The sequence below is a fragment of the Paraburkholderia tuberum STM678 genome (assembly GCF_902833905.1).
In the GTDB taxonomy this organism is placed as follows: domain Bacteria; phylum Pseudomonadota; class Gammaproteobacteria; order Burkholderiales; family Burkholderiaceae; genus Paraburkholderia; species Paraburkholderia tuberum.
The window spans coordinates 32687-52695 of record NZ_CADFGP010000011.1 but is presented as its reverse complement, the minus strand read 5'-3'; the positions used below and the strand labels follow the sequence as shown (position 1 = coordinate 52695).

Annotated in this window: 16 protein-coding genes; all 16 read right to left on the bottom strand. The window is 64.3% G+C overall.

The features are described from left to right. The 16 genes from HWY30_RS11895 to HWY30_RS11820 all read right to left on the bottom strand — a co-directional run bounded on the left by HWY30_RS11895 (nt 1) and on the right by HWY30_RS11820 (nt 19626). Entirely contained in the window at nt 1-1020 is a 1020-nt protein-coding gene (locus tag HWY30_RS11895; RefSeq protein ID WP_090808986.1) for a hypothetical protein, read from the bottom strand. 19 nt (nt 1021-1039) lie between these two features. Continuing rightward, nucleotides 1040-1297 carry a hypothetical protein gene (locus tag HWY30_RS11890; protein WP_090808984.1) on the bottom strand — a complete coding sequence of 86 codons (258 nt, stop codon included), beginning with the start codon at nt 1295-1297 and terminating at the stop codon, nt 1040-1042. A gap of 20 nt (nt 1298-1317) precedes the next feature. Next, nucleotides 1318-2100 carry an enoyl-ACP reductase FabI gene (gene fabI / locus HWY30_RS11885; protein WP_090808982.1) on the bottom strand — a complete coding sequence of 261 codons (783 nt, stop codon included), beginning with the start codon at nt 2098-2100 and terminating at the stop codon, nt 1318-1320. A 12-nt stretch (nt 2101-2112) separates the two neighbouring features. Beyond that, complete coding sequence (locus tag HWY30_RS11880; protein ID WP_090808980.1) at nt 2113-3288, bottom strand: acetate/propionate family kinase; 1176 nt, start codon at nt 3286-3288, stop codon at nt 2113-2115. A 4-nt stretch (nt 3289-3292) separates the two neighbouring features. Further along, nucleotides 3293-4282, bottom strand: coding sequence for a phosphate acetyltransferase (locus HWY30_RS11875; protein ID WP_090808979.1), 990 nt, complete (start codon nt 4280-4282; stop codon nt 3293-3295). Nucleotides 4283-4376: 94 nt separating this feature from the next. Continuing rightward, nucleotides 4377-6713, bottom strand: coding sequence for a DUF3141 domain-containing protein (locus tag HWY30_RS11870; protein WP_090808977.1), 2337 nt, complete (start codon nt 6711-6713; stop codon nt 4377-4379). A 178-nt stretch (nt 6714-6891) separates the two neighbouring features. Beyond that, nucleotides 6892-7491, bottom strand: a complete 600-nt coding sequence (locus HWY30_RS11865) for a PqiC family protein (protein ID WP_090808975.1) — start codon at nt 7489-7491, stop codon at nt 6892-6894. Beyond that, nucleotides 7488-9101, bottom strand: a complete 1614-nt coding sequence (locus tag HWY30_RS11860) for a PqiB family protein (RefSeq protein ID WP_090808973.1) — start codon at nt 9099-9101, stop codon at nt 7488-7490. The genes HWY30_RS11865 and HWY30_RS11860 overlap by 4 nt, the downstream gene beginning before the upstream one ends. After that, nucleotides 9085-10365, bottom strand: a complete 1281-nt coding sequence (locus tag HWY30_RS11855) for a paraquat-inducible protein A (protein ID WP_090808971.1) — start codon at nt 10363-10365, stop codon at nt 9085-9087. The genes HWY30_RS11860 and HWY30_RS11855 overlap by 17 nt, the downstream gene beginning before the upstream one ends. Further along, a complete protein-coding gene (locus HWY30_RS11850) occupies nt 10362-11876 on the bottom strand; it encodes an efflux transporter outer membrane subunit (protein WP_090808969.1) in 1515 nt (504 codons plus the stop codon). The genes HWY30_RS11855 and HWY30_RS11850 overlap by 4 nt, the downstream gene beginning before the upstream one ends. 1 nt (nt 11877) lies before the next feature. Next, nucleotides 11878-15111: an efflux RND transporter permease subunit gene (locus HWY30_RS11845; RefSeq protein WP_090808968.1), complete on the bottom strand. Its 3234-nt coding sequence runs from the start codon at nt 15109-15111 to the stop codon at nt 11878-11880. 13 nt (nt 15112-15124) lie between these two features. Continuing rightward, complete coding sequence (locus tag HWY30_RS11840; RefSeq protein ID WP_090808967.1) at nt 15125-16372, bottom strand: efflux RND transporter periplasmic adaptor subunit; 1248 nt, start codon at nt 16370-16372, stop codon at nt 15125-15127. A 16-nt stretch (nt 16373-16388) separates the two neighbouring features. Next, the gene (locus HWY30_RS11835; RefSeq protein WP_090808966.1) at nt 16389-16781 is read right to left on the bottom strand and encodes a hypothetical protein; all 393 of its coding nucleotides are present in this window, start codon (nt 16779-16781) and stop codon (nt 16389-16391) included. Nucleotides 16782-16996: 215 nt separating this feature from the next. Next, complete coding sequence (locus HWY30_RS11830) at nt 16997-17383, bottom strand: response regulator transcription factor (protein ID WP_090808964.1); 387 nt, start codon at nt 17381-17383, stop codon at nt 16997-16999. A 162-nt stretch (nt 17384-17545) separates the two neighbouring features. Then, nucleotides 17546-18169: a response regulator transcription factor gene (locus tag HWY30_RS11825; protein ID WP_090808962.1), complete on the bottom strand. Its 624-nt coding sequence runs from the start codon at nt 18167-18169 to the stop codon at nt 17546-17548. Further along, nucleotides 18166-19626, bottom strand: a complete 1461-nt coding sequence (locus HWY30_RS11820; RefSeq protein WP_090808960.1) for a PAS domain-containing sensor histidine kinase — start codon at nt 19624-19626, stop codon at nt 18166-18168. Before HWY30_RS11820 ends, HWY30_RS11825 begins: the two co-directional genes overlap by 4 nt. Between the last annotated feature and the right edge of the window lie 383 nt (nt 19627-20009).

Here is a 20009-nt window from a genome sequence, read left to right as displayed (position 1 = left end):
TCAGATCAGGCGGTGCGCTTGCGCGAGGCCGCTGAGGGGAGGCGTAAAGTCCGCGCGTCGAAAACGCACCGTCGAGAAAACCCGTATCGCATTGGGACTCTCCGGCAGACGCGCAAGGCGAAACTCGATTTCGTGCGCGGGCCGCGTCTCTCCCTCTTCCAGGACGACGTTCATCCGGTCGAGCCGGTACACGCTTTTGCGCACGTAGAAATGCGCATCCGGCGCCCCCAGTACACCGCACATCACGTCGAGATGCCGCTCCAGCGCCTCTGTCTTCAGGCCCAACTGCGCCAGAGCCTGATCGTTCTCTTCGATCTGCGCCTGCAGCTTCGCCACCTCCGCGTAATTCGACGTCGCGTCGCTACCAAGCAGCGAGCGCACGCCCGCCCCTTGCCGTTCGAGAATCGTCAGGCGCGTTTTCAGCAGCGCCCTTTCGCGTTGCAATTCGTCCTGCCGCGAGGTGTCGGCCTCGATCTTGCCGAGGGCTTCGAGCACGAGCTGATCGACGATCCGCAACACGATCTGGCGCCGCAACGCGGCTTCGGATTCTTCGCACACGCGCACCTGGTGATCGCTGAAGTTGATGGTCGTCTGCGCGAGATCGGTTTGCGTCGTTTCGCCGTGTTGCCCGACGCCGAAAATACGCCGCTCGTCCATGGCCATGCCGAGCACCGCGAATACCTGATCGGCAGCGGGATGGTCGCTGAAGAACGTGTTCAGCTCGTGTGAGCGGTTGAAGACCGGGCAGACGTCGTCGGGTGTGGCGAAAAAGGCGTGGATATACGGGTCTGTCGCCCACGCCGCCGCGTTCGCTTCGCGCGTCGGCGGCACTTCATCGGCGAGCCGGAGCAGATAGGCGGTCGTGTGTTGCACGGCGGGCCGCAGGCGCGACGCATAGTTGCGCGCGAGCCGCAACGACGGACAGAGCCCGACGATCCGCTCGACGATTTCCTTCGTCTGCTGATCGTCGCTCTCTTCGGAAGCGTTGCGCCTGGTCAGCCACCGCGACAGCAGACCCATGCCCGGCTCCCGTCGCCCGTCACGATTCGTCGCGCTCCGGCAGCAGCTGCGCGACGATCGTGTGGTTCTTCCAGAACAGGTTATGGACGCGGTTTTGCAGTATGCGCAGCCCGTCCGTGGGCACGTCGTCGAAGACGACCACCGCGCCTGGCCGCGAGCCCGTGCCGAGCACCCGCTTGATCGAGCTGAAGCGCGGGAACCCGTAGCGAATCAGGAACTCGCCGATATCTTCGTCGGAGACGCTTTCCTCGACGTTTCCAAGAAACAGTTCAGCCATGATGCTTACTCCTCCAGACCCTATGCGACGATGTTCAATCCGCCGTCGATATACAAGGTAGAACCGGACACCCGCCGGGCATACGGCGTGGCCAGAAACGCACAGGTATAGCCGACATCCATGATGTCGACGAGTTCGCCGAGCGGCGCGCGCTGCACCGCTTCGTTGAGCAGCAGCTCGAAATCCTTCAGGCCCGAAGCGGCGCGGGTCTGCAGCGGCCCGGGAGAAATCGCGTGCACGCGGATGCCCCTCGGTCCCAGCTCGAACGCCAGATAGCGCGCGCAGGCTTCGAGCGCCGCCTTGACGGGGCCCATCAGGTTGTAGTTCGGCACGACCTTGTTCGCGCCGTAGTAGCTCATCGTCAGCATGGTTCCGCCGTCTTTCATTAGCGGCGCGGCGAGGCGCGCCATCCGCACGAACGAATGGCAGGAGATGTCCATCGCGCTCAGGAAGCCCTCGCGCGACGATTGCAGCAAGCCGCCCTGCAGATCCGCTTTCGGCGCCCATGCAACGGCGTGAACGAGAATATCGAGGCTTCCCCACGTCTTCTCGATCCGGTCGAACACGGCCTCCATTTCGTCCTCGCCCGTTACGTCGAGCGGCATGAAGATCTCGGCGTCGAGTGCTTTGGCGATCGGTTCCACATAAGGAAGCGCCTTGTCGTTCGCATAGGTGAGCGCAACGCTCGCGCCGAGGTCGTGAAACGCCTTTGCGCATCCGTACGCAATCGAATGCTCGTTGGCGACGCCGGTCACGAGGGCCTTCGCTCCTCGCAGAATCAAACTCGGTTGCTCGACAGACATGGCGAAACTCCTCTATGGGGCGACAGCGCGCGTATGACGGGCGATCATCAGTTCCTCGTTGGTGGGCACGACCCAGACCGGCAGCCTGCTCGAGGTGCGGGTGATCAGCGGGCCGCCCGCCCGATTGGCCGCTTCGTCGAGTTCGGCGCCGAGCCACGCGGCATCGCGCACGATGCGCTCGCGGATCGCGACGGCGTGCTCGCCGATGCCGGCCGTCAGCACCAGTGCGTCGAGACCTTGCATCGCCGCGGCGAGACTACCGAGTTCGCGCGCGATCCGGTAGGTGTAGACGTCGATCGCAAAGCGGGCACGCGGGTCGTCGCTGTCGAGCAGCACGCGCATGTCGCCCGAGATGCCCGACATGCCGAGCAGCCCCGAGCCCTTGTAAATGAGGTCCGCGATCGACTGCGTATCCATCTTCAGCTCGTCGAGCAGATAGAGCATCACGCCGGGGTCGAGGCTGCCGCAACGCGTGCCCATCGGCAGGCCTTCCACCGCCGTGAAGCCCATCGTGCTCGCCACGCTCTTGCCCGCGACCATCGCGCACATGCTCGCGCCGTTGCCCAGATGCGCGACGACGGTGCGCCCCGCCGCCGCGGCCGGTGCGATCTCCGGCAGCACGCTCGCGATGTATTCGTACGAGAGCCCGTGAAAACCGTAGCGCCGCACGCCGCGGTCGGTAATCGACGGGGGCAGCGCATAGGCCTGCGCGGTCTCGGTCTGCGTGCGATGAAACGTGGTGTCGAAGCACGCGACCTGTGGAAGGTCGGGACGCAGTTGCGCGAGGATGCGGATCGGGGTCAGGTTATGCGGCTGATGCAGCGGCGCGAGCGGGCTCAGGCTGTCCAACTGGTCGATCACCTCGGAGGTCGCGAGGACGGGGCCGGCAAAGCGCTGCCCGCCGTGCACGACGCGATGCCCGACCGCCTTCAGTTGATTGCCGCCGCCGTGGTCGTGCAAAAAACCGCCCAGATATTCGATCGCGCCCTGATGGCCGAGCCGATGGCCATCGCCCCATTCGTGCGAGCTGGCATTACCGTCGCGGTCCGTCACGCGAAAACGCGGGCTCGTGTAGAGCGCTTCGATCTGACCGCGCAAAATGAGCTCGAGTTGCGCTTGTTGCGCGTCGAAGGCGCTGAACTTGAGGCTCGACGAACCTGCGTTCAATACGAGGATCACATCCGCCATGACGTCACCCGACCACCTTGCCGGCCTCGCGCCGTGCCTTGGCCACCAACGCGGCGACCGCGCACGACGCGAGACGCGTCGACAGAGAATCCGCGCGGCTCGTCAGAATGATCGGCACGCGCGCGCCGAGCACGATGCCCGCCGCGTCCGCGCCGGCGAGAAACGACAGGCTTTTCGCGAGCATGTTGCCCGCTTCGAGGTCCGGCACCATCAATACATTGGCGCGACCGGCCACCCGCGACTCGATCTGCTTGATGCGCATGGCTTCAATGCTGATCGCGTTGTCGAGTGCGAGCGGACCGTCGACGAGCCCGCCGGTGATCTGCCCGCGGTCCACCATCTTGCACAGCGCCGCCGCTTCCACCGTCGATGGAATTTTCGGATTGACGCTCTCGGTCGCGGACAGGATCGCCACGCGGACTTCGTCAAATTTCAGCGCGTGCCCGAGATCGATCGCGTTCTGCAGGATGTCGACCTTCTCTTCGAGCGTCGGCAAGATGTTGATCGCGGCGTCGGTGATGATCAGCGCGTTCTCGTACCCGGGCACGTCCATCACGAAGCAATGGCTGATGCGCCGCTCGGTGCGCAGGCCGATGTCGCGGCGAATCACCTCGGCCATCAGCTCGTCCGTATGCAGGCTGCCTTTCATCAGGGCCTCCGCCTTGCCTTCGCGCACCAGTTGCACGGCTGCTGCCGCGGCGGCATGGCTATGCGGCGCATCGACGATCGTGAAGTTCGAAATGTCGATGCCGTGTTCGGCGGCAATCGCTTCGATGCGCGCGCGCGGCCCGACCAGCAGCGGCGCGATCAGTCCCATCCCGGCTGCTTCGACCGCGCCATTGAGCGAACTCTGGTCGCACGGATGCGCGACCGCTGTCGGCATCGCCGGCAGCGTCCGGCAGAAATCGATCAGACGCTGATACTTCGCGTGCTTTTCCATCTGCGTATTCCTCGTGTGTACGGTGCGTTGGATTCGTGACGCGTGGCACGCCATGCTGACGGGAGCCGTGCACACGGGCGCCGTGCATACGGGCGCCGTGCACACGGTTCCGTCACGCTTGCGTCCTGCCGCGCATCGCGCCGGTTGCTCACGTGCGAGTGGGGTCGGGCAAACGTGCGTTGCGCTTGCGGCTCTCGCGCGAACCCAGCACCGCGCGGATGCGTTCGAACGCCTCCTTTTGCGCGGCGTCGGGCGCGGTGTTCAACACGCGCTCGTCGCTCGCCAGCTTGTCGAGCAGTTGTAGAAAGCGCTCGCGGTCCTCGCTGTGGGAAAGCAGCTTCGGCAACGTGGCTATCGCCTCGTCCGGTTCGAAGCTGACGATGATTTCCTGCTCGCCCCGGATCCGCCGCCAGTGATCGGGGCTGATGTCGGGCAGGTACTCCACGTAACTTTCGGCGATCTCCTTGCGCATCTCCAGGCGCGCGAGCGGCAACGACCCGCCCTTGCGCGACAACAGAAAGGCCGCGCGCCCGAGCGCCTCCGTGTAGCCGCCGTCGCCGATCGCCTGCAACGCCGTGCGCACGAACGGCAGCTCGCGCGGATCGATCGCGCCGGCTTGCGCGGCCACGCCATCGGCGCCCGGCTTGCTCAGATACGTCGCATACAGATTCGCGTACACGCTGAAGAAGCTGGCCTCGGTCCCCGCGTCGCGCATCGCGCGGTAATAGTCCAGCGACGCGCTGAACATTTGCGAGCCGTTGTGTTCGAGCTTGCTCCACGGGTTATCGGCGGCGGCCCGCTGGCGATTCTCACGAACCGACTGCGCGGCCGCCGGCAGCCAGCCAAGCCACGGGTTCATCGCGGACACGGCCCAGCGCTGCCAGCGCAGCGGATGAAACTGGCGCAGCAGGCGGGCGCTCGTTTCGTTCGACATCGCCTGCACGAACGGCCGCGCGAGCAGTTCATACATGCGCTGATTCAGATTGGACACCGCGGCGACCGCTTCGAACGGCTTTTCGTCGATGCGGCCGAAGCGGTTGAAATGCGCGGAAATCTCCTCGAGCCGCCGCTCATGAAATTCGACTTCGTATTCGATCTCCCCGGCCGCGTTCCTGGCCTCGTTGATGGTCATGCCGTAGAGTCCGGGCGGGAAGGTTTCGATGGTCTCGAGCACGGACATGATCTGCTTGTGCTCCTTCTTCGCGACTTTCCCGGACACGAAAATGCCCAGATGCCCGATGTTCTGGTGCGTCAGACCGACGATCACCTGGCCGCGCGACTTGATCTCCTCGGTGCTGCCGTAAAGGTCCGCCACCCAGTTGAACGCCTGTTGAGGCGGCGTGATGTTGTCCCCCATCGACGCGAACAGGATGATCGGCGAGCGGATTTCACGCAGATCGAAAGCCTGGCCGCTGCTGTTCGTCACTCCGCCCGACCACAGCTTGTTGCCGACGAACAGGTTGCGCGTGATCCATTCGATCTCCTCGCGATTCATCAGGTAGTAGCTGCCCCACCAGCGCTCGAATTCCAGAAAGCGTGGCGGCTCCGTATCGACGTTCGAGAACAGGTGGTAGTACTTGTCCCAGAACGTGTTGGCGGGATTCAGGTTCTCGAAGTTCTCCACCAGATACGCGCCGTCGAACTTGCCGTTGCCAAGATCCGCCGCGTACGACGCGAGCCACGCGCCGCCCAGCATGCCGCCCGCGTAACGCATCGGGTTGTCGCCCTCGCCTTCGCTCCAGGCCGCGCTCCAGTACGACATCGGCGCACCGTTGATGACGATCGGGCCGGTCTCCTCGGGGTCGGAGCTGGCGAGCATCATCGCCGCCCAGCCGCCCTGGCAATTGCCGATGATCGCGGGCTTCGGACTGTCGGCATGCAGCGCGCGCACCTTGCGCACGAATAGCTGCTCGGCGTTGCAGACGTCAAGCAGGGTCTGACCGGGCTCGGGGTCGCGAAAGAACACCACGAAGTAGACGGGATAGCCCGCGCGCAGCGCGATGCCCGCCTGCGAATCGTCCTTGAAGCCGCCAATGCCGGGGCCGTGCCCCGCGCGCGGATCGATGATCAGATACGGGCGTTTGCGCACGTCCACGCCCACGCCTTCGAGCGGACGAAGTTGCAGCAGCGCATAGTTGACCGGCCGTTCGAAGGTGCGGCCGTCCAGCACCATGTCGTACTCGAAATGCAGCACCGGCGCGGGACCGCTGACGCTGCGTTCGACGAACTCGTTGCCGCGCCGGTACAGCGTGTCCCAGAACAGCAGCGAGCGCTGCGCGGCATCTACCGTGTATTGCCACGCACTGAGCGGATCGAATGGCGCGGGCATCGCGCTTGCGGTCGGGGCGCCATCGTGATCGAGCCCCAGCGTTTCGGTGACCCGTTCATTCAGATGCCGCTGGGCGATTTGCGTGCGCTTCTGCAGCACGTGGGTGATTTTTGAGGCAATGTCCTGGCTTTGTGACAACAGCGTTTCAGCGTCCATCGGAAGACTCCTGAAAGGTGCACGTCACGATCGGTGCCGAGGCACGCGCCGTGCATCGATTGAATCGTGGAGTTGGCCCAGAGCTCTAGCAATCGGACCAAGGTCTTATTGTGCGCGCGACCCGGTGCAGCGCACGGGTTCGGGCGCGGCGCGTGTCGACGTGACGCAGCGCGACGTCTCATTGAGCGGGTTTTGCCTGCACCGCTGCGGCGATATCGCGGCTCACCGAGGCGAGCGCGAGATCGTGGGCGGCGATGATCGGCTCGAATCCGGGACCGGACACGCTCTCGCGCGCGACCGAGCGGCCGGTGATGGCGCGGACCTTGCCGGGCGGCCGCACGGTCCACAGCACATCGACGGTGACGTCGCGCCCCGGCACGGACTCGAAGCGCATCACGTCGATCCGCACGCGCCAGACGACGGACGGATCGCGTACCGCATCGAATACCGAAATCTGCTGCGAGTTCAGCAGCGCGCCGAGATCGGCCGCGATTACGCGGCCGATGTCGCCACCGAGCGGCTGCGCCCAGCGGTCGAATTCGTTGACCGCGACCTCGTTGTTAGCGATCCGCGTGACGATCTGCGGCCGGTCCACGATCTCGGGTATCGTGACCGGACCGATCACCGCCGCGATCGGCCGGCTCGCGCCGGTGCTGCTCAACGACTCGTCGGGGCTCAGCGTGTAGAAGTTCGTCGCCGGCGACTTGCAGGCGCCGAGCAGAGCGCCGGCGAGCGCGAGCATCAGGCCGGCCGCGAAGCGGCGCATCACATCTGTCATGGCTTCTTGTCCTCGGACTTGCCGCGCACGAGCGATTCCGGATGCTGCGCCAGATAGTCGGCCAGCGTGCGCAACGAGGCAGCGGTGCGAGTCAATTCACGCATTGCGTCCTCCGTCGATTGCTGCAGCGACGAGTCGGGCTGCAGCGCGGCATTCGCGGAATCGAGCGTCGATTGCGCGGACAGCAGCGTGTCGCGCGCTTTCGGCACGACCTGCGTGTTGAGCTGCCCGAGCATCGCGTTGGTGGTGCGCAGCGTCGAGCGCGCGTCTTTGCCGATATCCTCGAACGGTATGTTGTTGATCTTGGCGAGCAGTCGCGTGACCGATTCCTGCAGCGATTGCAGCGTGCGCGGAATCGCGGGCATTTCGGGCGGCGTCTTGCTCCAGTCGATCGACGCCTTCGGCGCGTCGGGGAAATAGTCGAGCGCGAGATACTGCTGGCCGGTCAGCAGATTGCCGGTTCTCAACTGGAAGCGGAAGCCGTGCTCGACCAGATAGTTCGCGAGAGCGCGCGGGTCGTCGGTGATGTGTCCGCCGGCGCCGTCGTTCTGATAGCGCGACGTGAACCGCTCCGGATAGAGATTGATCTCGACCGGACTGCTGAAGCGGCGGGTGTCCGGATCGAAGCGCGTGTAGATCGCCGTCACTTCGCCGATATCGACGCCGCGGAAATCGACCGGCGCGCCAACTGTCAGGCCGCGCACCGAATCCGCGAAGTTCACCACGTATTTGACGACGATGCGATCGTGCATCTTCATCGCGTCGGCGCGCGTGGTGTACAGCTCGAACCGGGTGCTGGTATCGGCGCTCGTCTCTACCTGTGAATCGGGCGGCGATTCGAACGCGATCCCGCCGATGATGATCGACACGATTGACTGCGTTTCGACGCGCAAGCCGCTGCTGTCGAACGACATGTCGACACCGCTGGCGTGCCAGAAGCGCGTGTCGGTTCTGACGAAGCGGTCATACGGCGCGTTGACGAACACCTTCACCGTGACGCCGTGGCCGTCGGGGTCCAACTGGTACGACGCGACCTGGCCCACCTGAATTCTGCGGAAAAACACGGGCGTACCCACGTCGAGCGAGCCGAGTCCCGTGCCGTGCAACGTGTACTCGTGCCCCGGCACGTCGCTCGCGATCACGGGGGGCTCCTCGAGGCCGACGAAACTGCGGCGCGCTTTTGGCGAATTGCCGACGTCGACGTCGACATACGAGCCCGACAGCAGCGTGCCGAGCCCCGACACCGTGCCACCCGAAATGCGCGGACGCACGACCCAGAAGCGCGTGTTGTCGACGAGCAGGTCCGACACGTCGCGCGTCACCTCGGCCTTGGCCACCACGCGCTTGTGGTCCGGCGTCAGCGAGACCGCTTCGACCACGCCGATATCGACGTCCTTGAACTTGAGCTTGGTCTTGCCTGCTTCGAGACCGTCGCCGGTCTTGAAGCTGATGCTGATCTGCTCGCCGCGCTCCATCACCGCCTTCACCGCCAGCCAACCGCCGATCAGGATCGCCACGATCGGCACGAGCCAGACCAGTTGCATCCGCCAGCGCGAGCGCGGCACCGGCTCCGCGGCGGGCAGTTCGGGCTCTTCAGTCGGAGTGGACACGTTCCGTCTCCAAAGCGTCCCACATCAGGCGCGGATCGAACGCCATCGAGGCGAGCAAGGTCAGCACGACGACCGCGCCGAACGCGATCGCCGCCGGCCCCGCCTTGATCGTCGCCAGCGCCTGGAATTGCACCAGCGCGACCAGCATCGTGATCACGTAGATGTCGAGCATCGACCAGCGACCGATCAGCTCGATCAGGCGATAGATCCGCGTGCGCTGCCCGGGCAGCCATTGCCAACGAAGCTGGGTCGACAGCGCGAGATACCCGATGCCGAGAATCTTCAGCATCGGCACGACGATGCTCGCGATGAATACGAGCACGGCGAGCGGCCACGAGCCCGATACCCACAGATACACCACGCCGCTCAGGATCGTGTCCTTCTGCGTGCCGAACAGCGAACTCGTGTCCATCACGGGCAGCACGTTGGCCGGAATGTAGAGCACCATCGCGGCCACCAGATACGCCCACGTTCGCGACAGGCTCGCGGGCTTGCGCTGGTGCAACGGCGCCTTGCAGCGCGGACAGACGTGCTTGACCGCGCCGCTGGGCTGCTTGAGCAGCAGGCCGCATTCTTCGCACAGCACGAGCCCGTAGGCAGACGCCGTGATGGCGTTGCGGCGCACGCGGATCGGCGGCAACTGCCACGCCCGCGCGCCACGCGCTGCCGTGATGCGGGCCCACACCTCATGCGGATCGAAGGTCGCCGCCGCGGCCGCGAGCAGCAGCATCAGCGCGATGAACGACCACAGCGCAGTGCCCGGCACCACCTTGGCGATATGCGCGAGCTTGACCAGCGCGACCAGCAAGCCGAGGATCAGCACCTCGGTCATGCCCCACGGCCGCGCGAACTGAAACAGACGAAAGCACTCGGCCGGCCGCCACGGCACGCGCCCGAAGCGCAGCGGCAGCAGCAGCCACAGCATCGCCGCGGTTTGCAGCACCGGCGTGACGATCGTCGTCAGGCCGACCAGCAAGGCGAGCGGCCACGAGCCGTGGCTGTACAGCATGCGCACCGAACCCGCGAGCGTCGTCTGCACGACATGGCCGTTCAACGACAGACCGACGATCGGAAACACGTTCGAGATCACGAGCAGCACCGCGGACGCGCACGAGAATGCGAGCGCATACTCCGGCCCGTTCGAGCGTCCGCGCCTGAGCTCCGCGCGGCACCGCTGGCAGCGCAACGCATTGCCGGCGGCGGGCGGCGCGCCGAGCTGAAGCAGGTCGCACTCTTCGCACGCAATCAGCTCGTTGCCCATCATCTCGCCTCCACTGCACCCGACGTTCCAGCCGGCGCGGGCGCGTTCTGCGAGACCGGCGCCATCGCCGGCGAGTTTTGCTGCGCGGGCGGCGGCGCCGTCAGTTTTTCCGCCTCGGCCACCCAGCCACCGCCCGTCGCCTTATAGAGCGTGACGTACGAGGCCAGCACCGCGCCTTGAGTTTGCGCATAGGTCAGTTGCGCGTTGAACAGGCTGCGCTCCGCATCGAGCACTTCGATGTAGCTCGTATAGCCGCCTTCGTAGCGCTGCCGCGCGAGGTGCGCATAGGTGTGCAGCGCCTCGACCTGGAGGTTTTGCGCATCTAGTGCCTGATGCGTCTTCTGCACGGAGATGAGCGCGTCCTCGACCTCCTGGAACGCTACCTGGATCGCCTTTTCGTACGAGTACAGCGATTCCTGCTGGCGCGCTTCGGCCTGGTGCACCTGGCCGGTGATGTTGCCCGCCGTGAAGATCGGCTGCGTGACGCTGCCGGCAAACGACCACACGCGCGCCGGGCCGGTGAACAGATTCGAGAACTGCGCGCTGACCGAACCGAACAGCCCGGTCAGCGAAATCGACGGGAAGTACAGCGCGCGCGCCGCCCCGATCAGCGCGTTTTGCGCGACCAGCGTCTGCTCGGCCTCCAGCAGGTCGGGACGGCGTTCGAGCAGATCGGACGGCAGCCCCTCGGGAATCGGCGGCGTGCCCATCTGCGACAGCTCACGGCCGCGCAGTATCGCGCCGGGATTCCTGCCGATCAACACGGACAACGCGTCTTCCTGCTGGGCGATCTGCGCTTCGAGCTGCGGAATCGTGACTTGCGCGGCTTGATACTCCGACTGGCTTTGCGCGAGTTCCATCTGCGAGACCTCGCCGTAGCGGAAGCGCGCCTCGAACACGCGCACCGATTCCGCGCGGCTTTGCACGGTCTCCTTCGCGATCTCTAGCTGCCGGTCCAGACTGCGCAGATTAATGTAGGCCGACGCGACCGAGCTCACCAGCGTCAGAATCGTGGCGCGGCGGCCCTCTTCGCTTGCGAGCAGATTCGCGCGTGCCGCCTCGGTTTCCCGGCGTACCTTGCCGAACAGATCGAGTTCCCAGGACACCGCCAGCGTCGCGTCGAACTGGTTGTAGACGGGGCTCACGCCCGTCGGCACCGGCACGCCTTCGTCCTGCGAGACCCGTTGACGCGACGCGTCGGCGCCTGCCGAAAGCTGCGGGAACAGCCCGGAGCGCGTGGTCACGAACTGCCCGCGAAACTCGTCGACCCGCGCGGCCGCGACCTTCACGTCGCGATTGTCCTGCAGCGCGGCGGCGATCAGCTGATCGAGCACCGGGTCCTGAAACTGCTCCCACCACACGGCGTTGGCGATGCCCGCGGCCTCGCCCTGGGCGAAACGATAAGTGGCCGGCACGTCGACCGCCGGGCGCTGGTAGTTGGGGCCTAGCAGGCATCCGCTCAGCGCGAGCAGCATGACGGATGCGAGCAAACGCGCCGGTGCCGTGCCGCGCATCTCATTCACCTTCCTGCGGCGCGGACGGCGCCTCGCTCGACGCACCGGGCCCCGACACCGCCGAGGGTTCGCGTCCTGCGCCGCCGCTGGGCTCCACGCCCGGCGTCGGCTTTTTGCCTCCCTTCGAGCGCGACGACATGGATTCGAGCAGGTAATAGAACATCGGGATGAAGAATACGGCGATCGCCGTCGCGCCCAACATGCCGCCGATCACACCGGTGCCGATCGAATGACGGCTGTTGGCCGATGCGCCCGTCGCGATCGCGAGCGGCACGCAGCCGAGAATGAACGCGAGCGAGGTCATCACGATCGGGCGCAGCCGTTCTTCCGCCGCGGTCATCGTCGCGTCGAACACCGAGGCGCCGGTCTCGCGATTGAGCACCGCGAATTCGAAGATCAGGATCGCGTTCTTCGCGGCGAGCGCGACCAGCATCGTCAAACCGATCTGGAAGTAGACGTCGTTGGACAGGCCGCGCAGCATGATCGCGAGCAGCGCGCCGAACAACGCGAACGGCACCGCCATCAGCACGCCGAACGGCAGCGTCCACTTCTCGTACTGCGCGGCAAGGATCAGGAACACCATCACGAGACCGAATACGAAGACGAGCCCGGACGTGCCGCCCGACTGCCGTTCCTCGAATGCTTCGCCGCTCCATGCCACGTCGTAGCCTTCCGGCATCTGCGCGGCGATCTGTTCCAGCGTCGAGATCACCTGTCCGGAGCTGTAGCCCGGCGCGGCGTTCGCCGTGACCTTGATGGCCGGGAAATTATTGAATCGCGTGACGAGGTCCGGGCCCGTCGTAAAGCGGTAGCTTGCCACCGACTTGATCGGCACCATCGCGCCGTTCGTGCTGCGCACGAAGATCTGATCGAGATCACTAGGCTTCAGGCGATACCGCGGCTCCGCCTGCAGGATCACCTGCCACAGCCGGCTCGAACGATTGAACTGCGATACGTACAGCGAGCCGAACATCGTCTGCATCGCGCTATAGACGTCTTCGACCGGCACGCCGAGCGTCTCCGACTTGTCGCGATCCACGTTGACCAGCAGTTGCCGCGACGCCGCATTGAACGTCATCGTGACGCCGGTCAACTCCTTGCGCGCCCGCGCTTTCTGTACGAACTGGTCGGCCACGCCCGCAAGCTGTGTGATGGTCGCGTCGCCCTTGCTCTGAATCCACACCTCCGTGCCGCCCGTCGTGCCGAGCCCCGGAATCGACGGTGGGTTGACCGGCAGAATAATGCCCTCCTGGACGTTCGCGAAGTGGCGATACGCGTCGAGCAGCACCTGGCGCGCGTTCTGCGTCGCGCGGTTGGCGCGCGTATAGCGTTCGTCGAAGCTCTTCAGGCCGACGAAGAAGGTGCCGGCATTGTTCTTGTTCTGGTTGTCGAGCAGGCTGAAACCATCGACCGTGGTGATGCTGCCGACCGCCTCCTGTTTCATGAAATAGTCAGTGATGACTTGCGACACCTGGCCGGTGCGGTCGAGGCTAGCCGCGTCCGGCATGATGACCGCGCCGAGCAGATAACCCTGGTCTTCAGGCGGCAGGAACGCCGACGGAATCGAGCGCACCATCAGCACCGCCAGCGCGATCATCGCCGCGAAGAACACGAGCCCCATGACAAAGCGCTTGATGATGAGCTTGACCGCGCGTGTATAGCCCGACGTCATGCGGGCGAACTGATTGTCGAACCAGCGGAAAAAGCCCTTCTTCTCGTGGTGCGTGCTTTTAAGCAGCAACGCGGCGAGCGCCGGTGACAAGGTCAGTGCGACGATGCCGGACAGCACCACCGAGATCGCAATCGTGATCGCGAACTGCTTGTACATCTGGCCGGTGATGCCGCCGAGAAACGCGACCGGCACGAACACCGCGCACAACACCAGCACGATCGCCACGACCGGGCCGGCGACTTCGTCCATCGCCTTCTTCGAGGCCTCTTTCGGCGAGAGCTTGTACACCGTCATGTTGCGCTCGACGTTCTCGATCACGACGATCGCGTCGTCGACGACGATACCGATCGCGAGCACCATGCCGAACAAGGTCAGCATATTGATCGAAAAGCCCAGCAGCAGCATGAACATGCAGGTGCCGACGATCGACACCGGCACCGCGATGATCGGAATCAGCGTCGCGCGAAGGCTTTGCAGGAATACGAACACGACGATCACGACGAGCACCAGCGCTTCGAAGAACGTATGGATCACGTCCGAGATCGACGCTCGCGTGAACTCGGTCGTGTCCATCGCGATTTCGTAGGTCATGCCTTCCGGAAACGACTTCTTCAGTTCCGCGAGTGTCGTGCGCACCTGCTTCGCCACGTCGAGCGCGTTGGCGCCCGGCTGCTGATACACGGCGAGCACGGTGGCCGGCTTGCCCTGGAAGCGGCTGCGAATCGAGTAGTCTTTCTGGCCGAGCTCGGCGCGGCCGATGTCCTTGAGCCGCACGATCGCCGCGCCGCCGCTCGCGGCGCGCACGATGATGTTGTCGAACTGCGACGGCTCGGCGAGGCGTCCCGTGGTCGTGACCGCGAACGACTGCTGCACCGCTGAACCCGTTGGCGACTGCCCGATGCTGCCCACCGCGAACTGCTGGTTCTGGTTCGCGACGACCCGTTGCACGTCGGCAGCCGTCACGCCGAGCTGCGCCATTCGGTCGGGCTTCAGCCAGATGCGCATCGCGTAGTCCGGATTGCCGAAAATACTCGACTGGTTCGCGCCCGGAATCCGCTTGATCGCGTCAAGCACATAGATGTTCGTAAAGTTCGCGATATACGTCGCATCGTAGCGGTTGGTGGGCGAATAGATCGCGATCACCATCATGAACGCCTGTGACTTTTTCTGTACCTGAATGCCCTGCGCCTGGACCGATTGCGGCAGTTGCGGCAGCGCGAGATTCACGCGGTTCTGCACGTCGACCTGGGCCAGTTCGGGGTTCGTGCCGATCTGGAAGTACACGTTAAGCGTCATACTGCCGGTCGACGAACTCGACGAGTTCATGTAGATCATGTTGTCCGCGCCATTGACCTGCTGCTCGATCGGTGCGGCGACATTGTTCGCGACGACCTCGGCGCTGGCGCCCGGATAGGTGGCGGACACCGTGATTTGCGGCGGCGTGATATCGGGGTACTGCGCGACCGGCAGCGAGAACATCGCCAATGCGCCGCCGAGCGTGATGACGATCGAAATGACTGACGCGAAAATCGGCCGATCGATGCAGTAGCGCGAAATGTTCATGGCGACTGCCCCGTCACTCGGCGGCGGGCGCTGCCGCGGCGCCTTGCGATGCAGCCGTCGCCACCGCCGCCTGGCTTTTCCCGCCGGCCGCCAGGGTTTTGATGATTTTCAGCTGCGAATCCGCGGTAACGCGCAGCGCGCCGTCCACGACGATGCGCTCGCCCGCCTTGAGTCCGTCGGAAATAAACCAGTTATCGCCCTGCCAGTCGCCGACTTCGACGACGCGCTGATGGGCCTTCGAGTCGCTATCGACGACCCACACGAAGTTGCTCTTCGCGCCCTGCAACACCGCGCGCTGCGGCACGAGCGTCGCATTGGGCCGGATCGCGCCGGAAACGCGGGCCCGCACGAACTGGCCGGGGCGCAAGATGCCCTTCGGGTTTTCGAAGGTCGCGCGCACGAGGAAGGTTCCCGTTTCGGTATTGAACGCCGGGTTCGCGAAGTTGATCTGGCCTTGCTCGGCATAGGGCGAGCCATCGGCGAGAATCAGATGCACGGAGAAATCGTCGTGCGCGGGAAATCGCAGACGTCCTGCCGCGATGTCATCCCGGTACTTCAGCATCTCGTTCTCGGAGATGCTGAAGTTCACCCACATCGGATCGAGCTGGTACACGTAGGTCAGCAAACCGTTCGAGGTCGCCGTCACGTAGCTGCCATCCTGCAGACGCGCGAAGCTCGACAGGCCGTTCAGCGGAGACTTGATCGTCGTGTAGCCGAGGTTCAGCAGTGCGGTGTCGACTTCGCCCTGGGCGGCGATCACCGCGGCGGCGCTCTGCTTCTCGTTGCCGACCGCGTCGTCGAGATCCTTCTTGCTCAACGCGTTCTGCGCCGCCAACGGCACCACGCGCGCGAGATTGGCCTTGGCGACTTCGAGACGCGCCTGCTGCTGGGCCAGTTGCCCTTTCGCGGTCTGCAGCGCGGCCTCGAACGGCTTGCGGTCCATCTGGAACATCGTTTGTCCCGTCTTGACCAACGCGCCTTCGGTGTACATGCGCTTGTCGAGGAAGCCGTCGACCCGCGAGCGGATCTCGACTTCACGCGAACTCTGCGTTTGCGCGGTAAATTCGAAGTCGACCGGCGTGTCCTGTTGCGTCACCGTCATCACGGTCACTTCCGGCGCGGCGGCGACCGGCGGCGGTGGCGCCTTCTTGCATGACGCGAGCAAGGTGAGCAGCGTCAGCGCCGCGACGACGGCGAGCAATGGGAGAGCGCCGCGAGAATCCGGCCGCGGCGAGACCAGGGAAACGGGTACGGTTTTCATCGCGCACTCCGCCTGATCACAAAGGCGTGCAGTTGCCGAACAGCACGAAGGCATCGTTTCTGTTGGCAATCGTCAGCGTCATCTCGCCGTCCGTCGAATCGACGACCAGCGTCCAGCCAAAGCCCAACTCATTGCCGAGGATCAGGAGCTGATCCGCCTCCTTGGTGACCGACAGCATCGGCGTCGTGCGCGCGGGACCGACGACCGCGCGTTTGTCGAAGTCGAGAGTCAGGAATTTGGGCAGACCGAGATCCGCGGGCAACGCGCGCGTGCAGGCGATGCCCGGATCGCAGGCGTGCGCGTCGATCGTCGCGCAGATCAGCCGCTTGCTGCCGTCGAAGTCCGCCGCGCCCACCTGCATCGCAGCGGTACCGAGAAGAATCGCGAGACAAACCGAAATTGATTTCATCACGTGCGCTCCCGCTTTTATCCTTGAACGCTGCCGCACTCCGCGCGGCGCATCGCACGCGCAAAGGCACGCACGCGCCGCAACCCGTCCGGTTTCGAATTCGGTGCGGCGCAGCCGGTGTCGGTTCGACGCGTTGACTGAGTTCAGTTTGGTGGTCCGAAGAAACGGCGACAATCGGACCTTGGTCTCATATCATCCGGCGCGAAGACGCGCGTTCAGGGTGTCGGCGGACCGCCGATGGCCACCTCGACCGCCTTGAACAGAATCGCGCTGGTGAAAGGCTTGCGCAGATACGCGGCCGCACCGGCCGCGAGCGCGGTCTGGCGGACGGAGAGATCGTCATAGGCGGTAATCACGATGACCGGCACGCCCATTTGCGCGAGCTGACGCTGGACTTCCAGGCCGTTGGTTCCCGGCATCTGGACATCCAGAATCACGCAGGCAGGCCGATACGACGGAATTGCCACAAGCGCATTCAAGAACTCGTCACCGCTGCAAAACGTCTCCGCCCTGATACCTTCGGAATGCAGCAAACGCTTGATGGCTCGGCACACCGACTCGTCATCGTCGACCACCGCAACGAATTGGTTAGGGTTGACCATATGACAGCGCGAACGCGCAGTCGCTCCGGAAAGTGGACCACTGATGCCTTAGCGTACTGGTTGAAACCCCGATGAGATATAAGACTTTGGTCCACTAGCGATGTCGGCCAGCGCCGCTGAAAGTGGCGGCACAACGCGGGAGTCGGCGCCTGGTTCGGGCGATTATTCTTCGTCGGCCCTACAAACGCCGCCCTTTCGCACCAGATGAACGAGGTCGACGATCGATCGGGCCTTCATCTTCTCCATCACGCGGGCCCGATGAATCTTGATCGTTTTTTCGGCCGCGCCCAGATCGCTCGCAACCTGTTTGTTCAGGCGGCCAGTCACGACGAGTTCCATGACTTCGCGTTCGCGGCGGGTCAGATGCCGCATCCGCTCTTCTATTTCCTCGCGTTCGTGGCGCCGCCTGCTTTCCACACACGCGCGCGCGAGCGCGCGATCCACCGCGGCGAGCAACAGCGAGTCGCGCACCGGCTTGGGCAGAAAGTCGACCGCTCCGCCTTTCATCGCGTCGACGCTCGAGCCGATGTCGCCGTGCCCGGTCAGGAATACGATCGGCAGCAGCTGATCGAGCTTGCGCTGCACTTCGAGTCCCGTCATGCCCGGCATCTGCAGATCGAGAACGAGGCAGGCTGGCATGCTCGTCAGATCGGCTCGTTCGAGAAAGGCCTCAGGACTGTCGAAGCATTCGACCTGGTAGCCGGAGGCGCGCAGCAAGCGGGCGAGCGCGCTGCGCACGCTGTCGTCGTCGTCGACGATGAAGACGCGAGTGTTGGTCTGGTTCATGATGATCGGGGCACGAGTCTCTGTCGGATATCGGTCGCGACGGGAAGCGTGACGTGAAACGATGCCCCTTTGCCCTCGTTGTTTTCCGCCCACAGCCGGCCGCGGTGCGCCGTGACGATCGTGCGGCTGATCGAAAGACCCAATCCGAGCCCCTGCGGTTTGGTGGTGAAAAATGGCCGGAAAATCCTTTCCATGCTGTCGACGTCGAGGCCCTGGCCGCGATCTTTTACCGTTATCCGTATCAGTCCGTCCGCTTCCTCACGCGCTGTCGTTTCGACGAGGCGGTCCGCGGCAGGGCAATCCTTGACCGCGTCGAAAGCGTTGAGCAGCAGGTTCAGGATCACCTGCTGAAGCTGAACCTTGTCGCCGCAAATGAGCGCCAGATTGTTCGGAATGTCGAAGCTCGTGCGCACGCTGCGCGTCAACGCATCGCTGTGCACGAGCGTCGCGATGTCGCGCACGACGTTGCCGACGTCCAGCAACTGCAACTCGACATCGCCTTTGCGCACCAATGCGCGAATCCTTTGCAGCACCTCGTTCGCGCGGCAATTGTCGGCCACGATGTCTTCGAGCGCTTCGCGCAGCTCCACTACGTTGGTCGTCTCCGCATCCATGAATTTGCGTGCGGCTTGCGCGTTGAACAGGATCGCGGTAAGCGGCTGCTTCAACTCGTGCGCGAGCGATCCGGCGAGTTCGCCCAATGAAGAAACGCGCGCGAGATGCGCGAGATCCCTCGTATTTCCATCGACTTCGCCGCACGCACTGCAATCCGATATCGCGGTGATCCGCAATTCCTGATTGTGCACGCGGCATCGCGTGGTTTCCGCCTCCGCGTGAAAGCCGCCGCCATCGCGCCGCCGCGCGATCAGAATCTGCGTGGTCGTGACGCCGGGGATTTGTATCTTCGCGCCACGATTGCCTGGACCCGACCGATCGGCATTGATGCCGTCGATCGGAAACAGCTTGGCGGTCGGCACGCCGATCAGCTCTTCCCTCGTGTAGCCGAACAGTTGCGCCGCCCGCGCGTTCGCGAAAATGATCTGGTCCCGCTGGTCGATCGTGACGATCGGAACCGGCAACATTTCGAGCGTCTCGCACAGCGGCATGCTCGCGTCGAGGATGCGCCGCGTGCTGCTATCGCCTTCGCCTCGCAGCCACGACGCGCAAGCGGCGACACAGCGCCGCCATGCCGGCAACGCGTACGGCGGCTCGTGGGTATCGCGGGTACTCTGTCGGCTCGACACGCCGGGGATATTGCGAGCGCGCTGAAACCGGTGATGCCTGGGTGAAAACTGTCTGGAACGGTCGTGCCCGGATAGTGGAGGACCGTCGTTGCGCGCATTGTCGATCTGTGACGGGCCGCATTGACCCATGTGGCGCGGTTGCGCGTGCAGCGCCGTGAGAATTCCCGCTACCCCGATCGCCAGGTGTCTGCCGTACACGATCAGATTAATCATTGGCACCTCCGGGTCCAGTGCGAACGGATTCCGTACAACTGCGACGTCTTTATCTTTGGGCTTCGAACCACATAATTGACTTCACAATCGCTACTTCGCACGTCGGGTGGCTGGAAGTCAGTATAGGCTATCCAGAATCACTTACCGAAGGGTTACCTTAATTTATGCCGCTTACTCGGGAAACTACTCAATAGTGTTCTGCGTTGTCCGCCATCAATCGGAAAATGGCGACAGAGTTTGTTAGGCAGTTAGTTATTGCCGGGCGAGGCAGTGTCCGCGCCGCCCGTTTGCACGCACAGGAAAGTTAGCAAACTGGCAACGTCGCCGTACGAGCCGCAATGTTCCCCTGCGCCGTGACGGATTTGCACTAGCCCGTGAAGCCC

What these genes read in the sequence shown, in the direction of transcription:
- HWY30_RS11870 (WP_090808977.1), bottom strand. Translation starts at nt 6,713, where the DNA reads ATGGACGCTGAAACGCTGTTGTCACAAAGCCAGGACATTGCCTCAAAA.
- HWY30_RS11840 (WP_090808967.1), bottom strand. Translation starts at nt 16,372, where the DNA reads ATGAAAACCGTACCCGTTTCCCTGGTCTCGCCGCGGCCGGATTCTCGC.
- HWY30_RS11830 (WP_090808964.1), bottom strand. Translation starts at nt 17,383, where the DNA reads ATGGTCAACCCTAACCAATTCGTTGCGGTGGTCGACGATGACGAGTCG.
- HWY30_RS11820 (WP_090808960.1), bottom strand. Translation starts at nt 19,626, where the DNA reads ATGATTAATCTGATCGTGTACGGCAGACACCTGGCGATCGGGGTAGCG.
- HWY30_RS11880 (WP_090808980.1), bottom strand. Translation starts at nt 3,288, where the DNA reads ATGGCGGATGTGATCCTCGTATTGAACGCAGGTTCGTCGAGCCTCAAG.
- HWY30_RS11855 (WP_090808971.1), bottom strand. Translation starts at nt 10,365, where the DNA reads ATGATGGGCAACGAGCTGATTGCGTGCGAAGAGTGCGACCTGCTTCAG.
- HWY30_RS11865 (WP_090808975.1), bottom strand. Translation starts at nt 7,491, where the DNA reads ATGACAGATGTGATGCGCCGCTTCGCGGCCGGCCTGATGCTCGCGCTC.
- fabI (WP_090808982.1), bottom strand. Translation starts at nt 2,100, where the DNA reads ATGTCTGTCGAGCAACCGAGTTTGATTCTGCGAGGAGCGAAGGCCCTC.
- HWY30_RS11845 (WP_090808968.1), bottom strand. Translation starts at nt 15,111, where the DNA reads ATGAACATTTCGCGCTACTGCATCGATCGGCCGATTTTCGCGTCAGTC.
- HWY30_RS11835 (WP_090808966.1), bottom strand. Translation starts at nt 16,781, where the DNA reads ATGAAATCAATTTCGGTTTGTCTCGCGATTCTTCTCGGTACCGCTGCG.
- HWY30_RS11825 (WP_090808962.1), bottom strand. Translation starts at nt 18,169, where the DNA reads ATGAACCAGACCAACACTCGCGTCTTCATCGTCGACGACGACGACAGC.
- HWY30_RS11895 (WP_090808986.1), bottom strand. Translation starts at nt 1,020, where the DNA reads ATGGGTCTGCTGTCGCGGTGGCTGACCAGGCGCAACGCTTCCGAAGAG.
- HWY30_RS11890 (WP_090808984.1), bottom strand. Translation starts at nt 1,297, where the DNA reads ATGGCTGAACTGTTTCTTGGAAACGTCGAGGAAAGCGTCTCCGACGAA.
- HWY30_RS11875 (WP_090808979.1), bottom strand. Translation starts at nt 4,282, where the DNA reads ATGGCGTGCCACGCGTCACGAATCCAACGCACCGTACACACGAGGAAT.
- HWY30_RS11850 (WP_090808969.1), bottom strand. Translation starts at nt 11,876, where the DNA reads ATGCGCGGCACGGCACCGGCGCGTTTGCTCGCATCCGTCATGCTGCTC.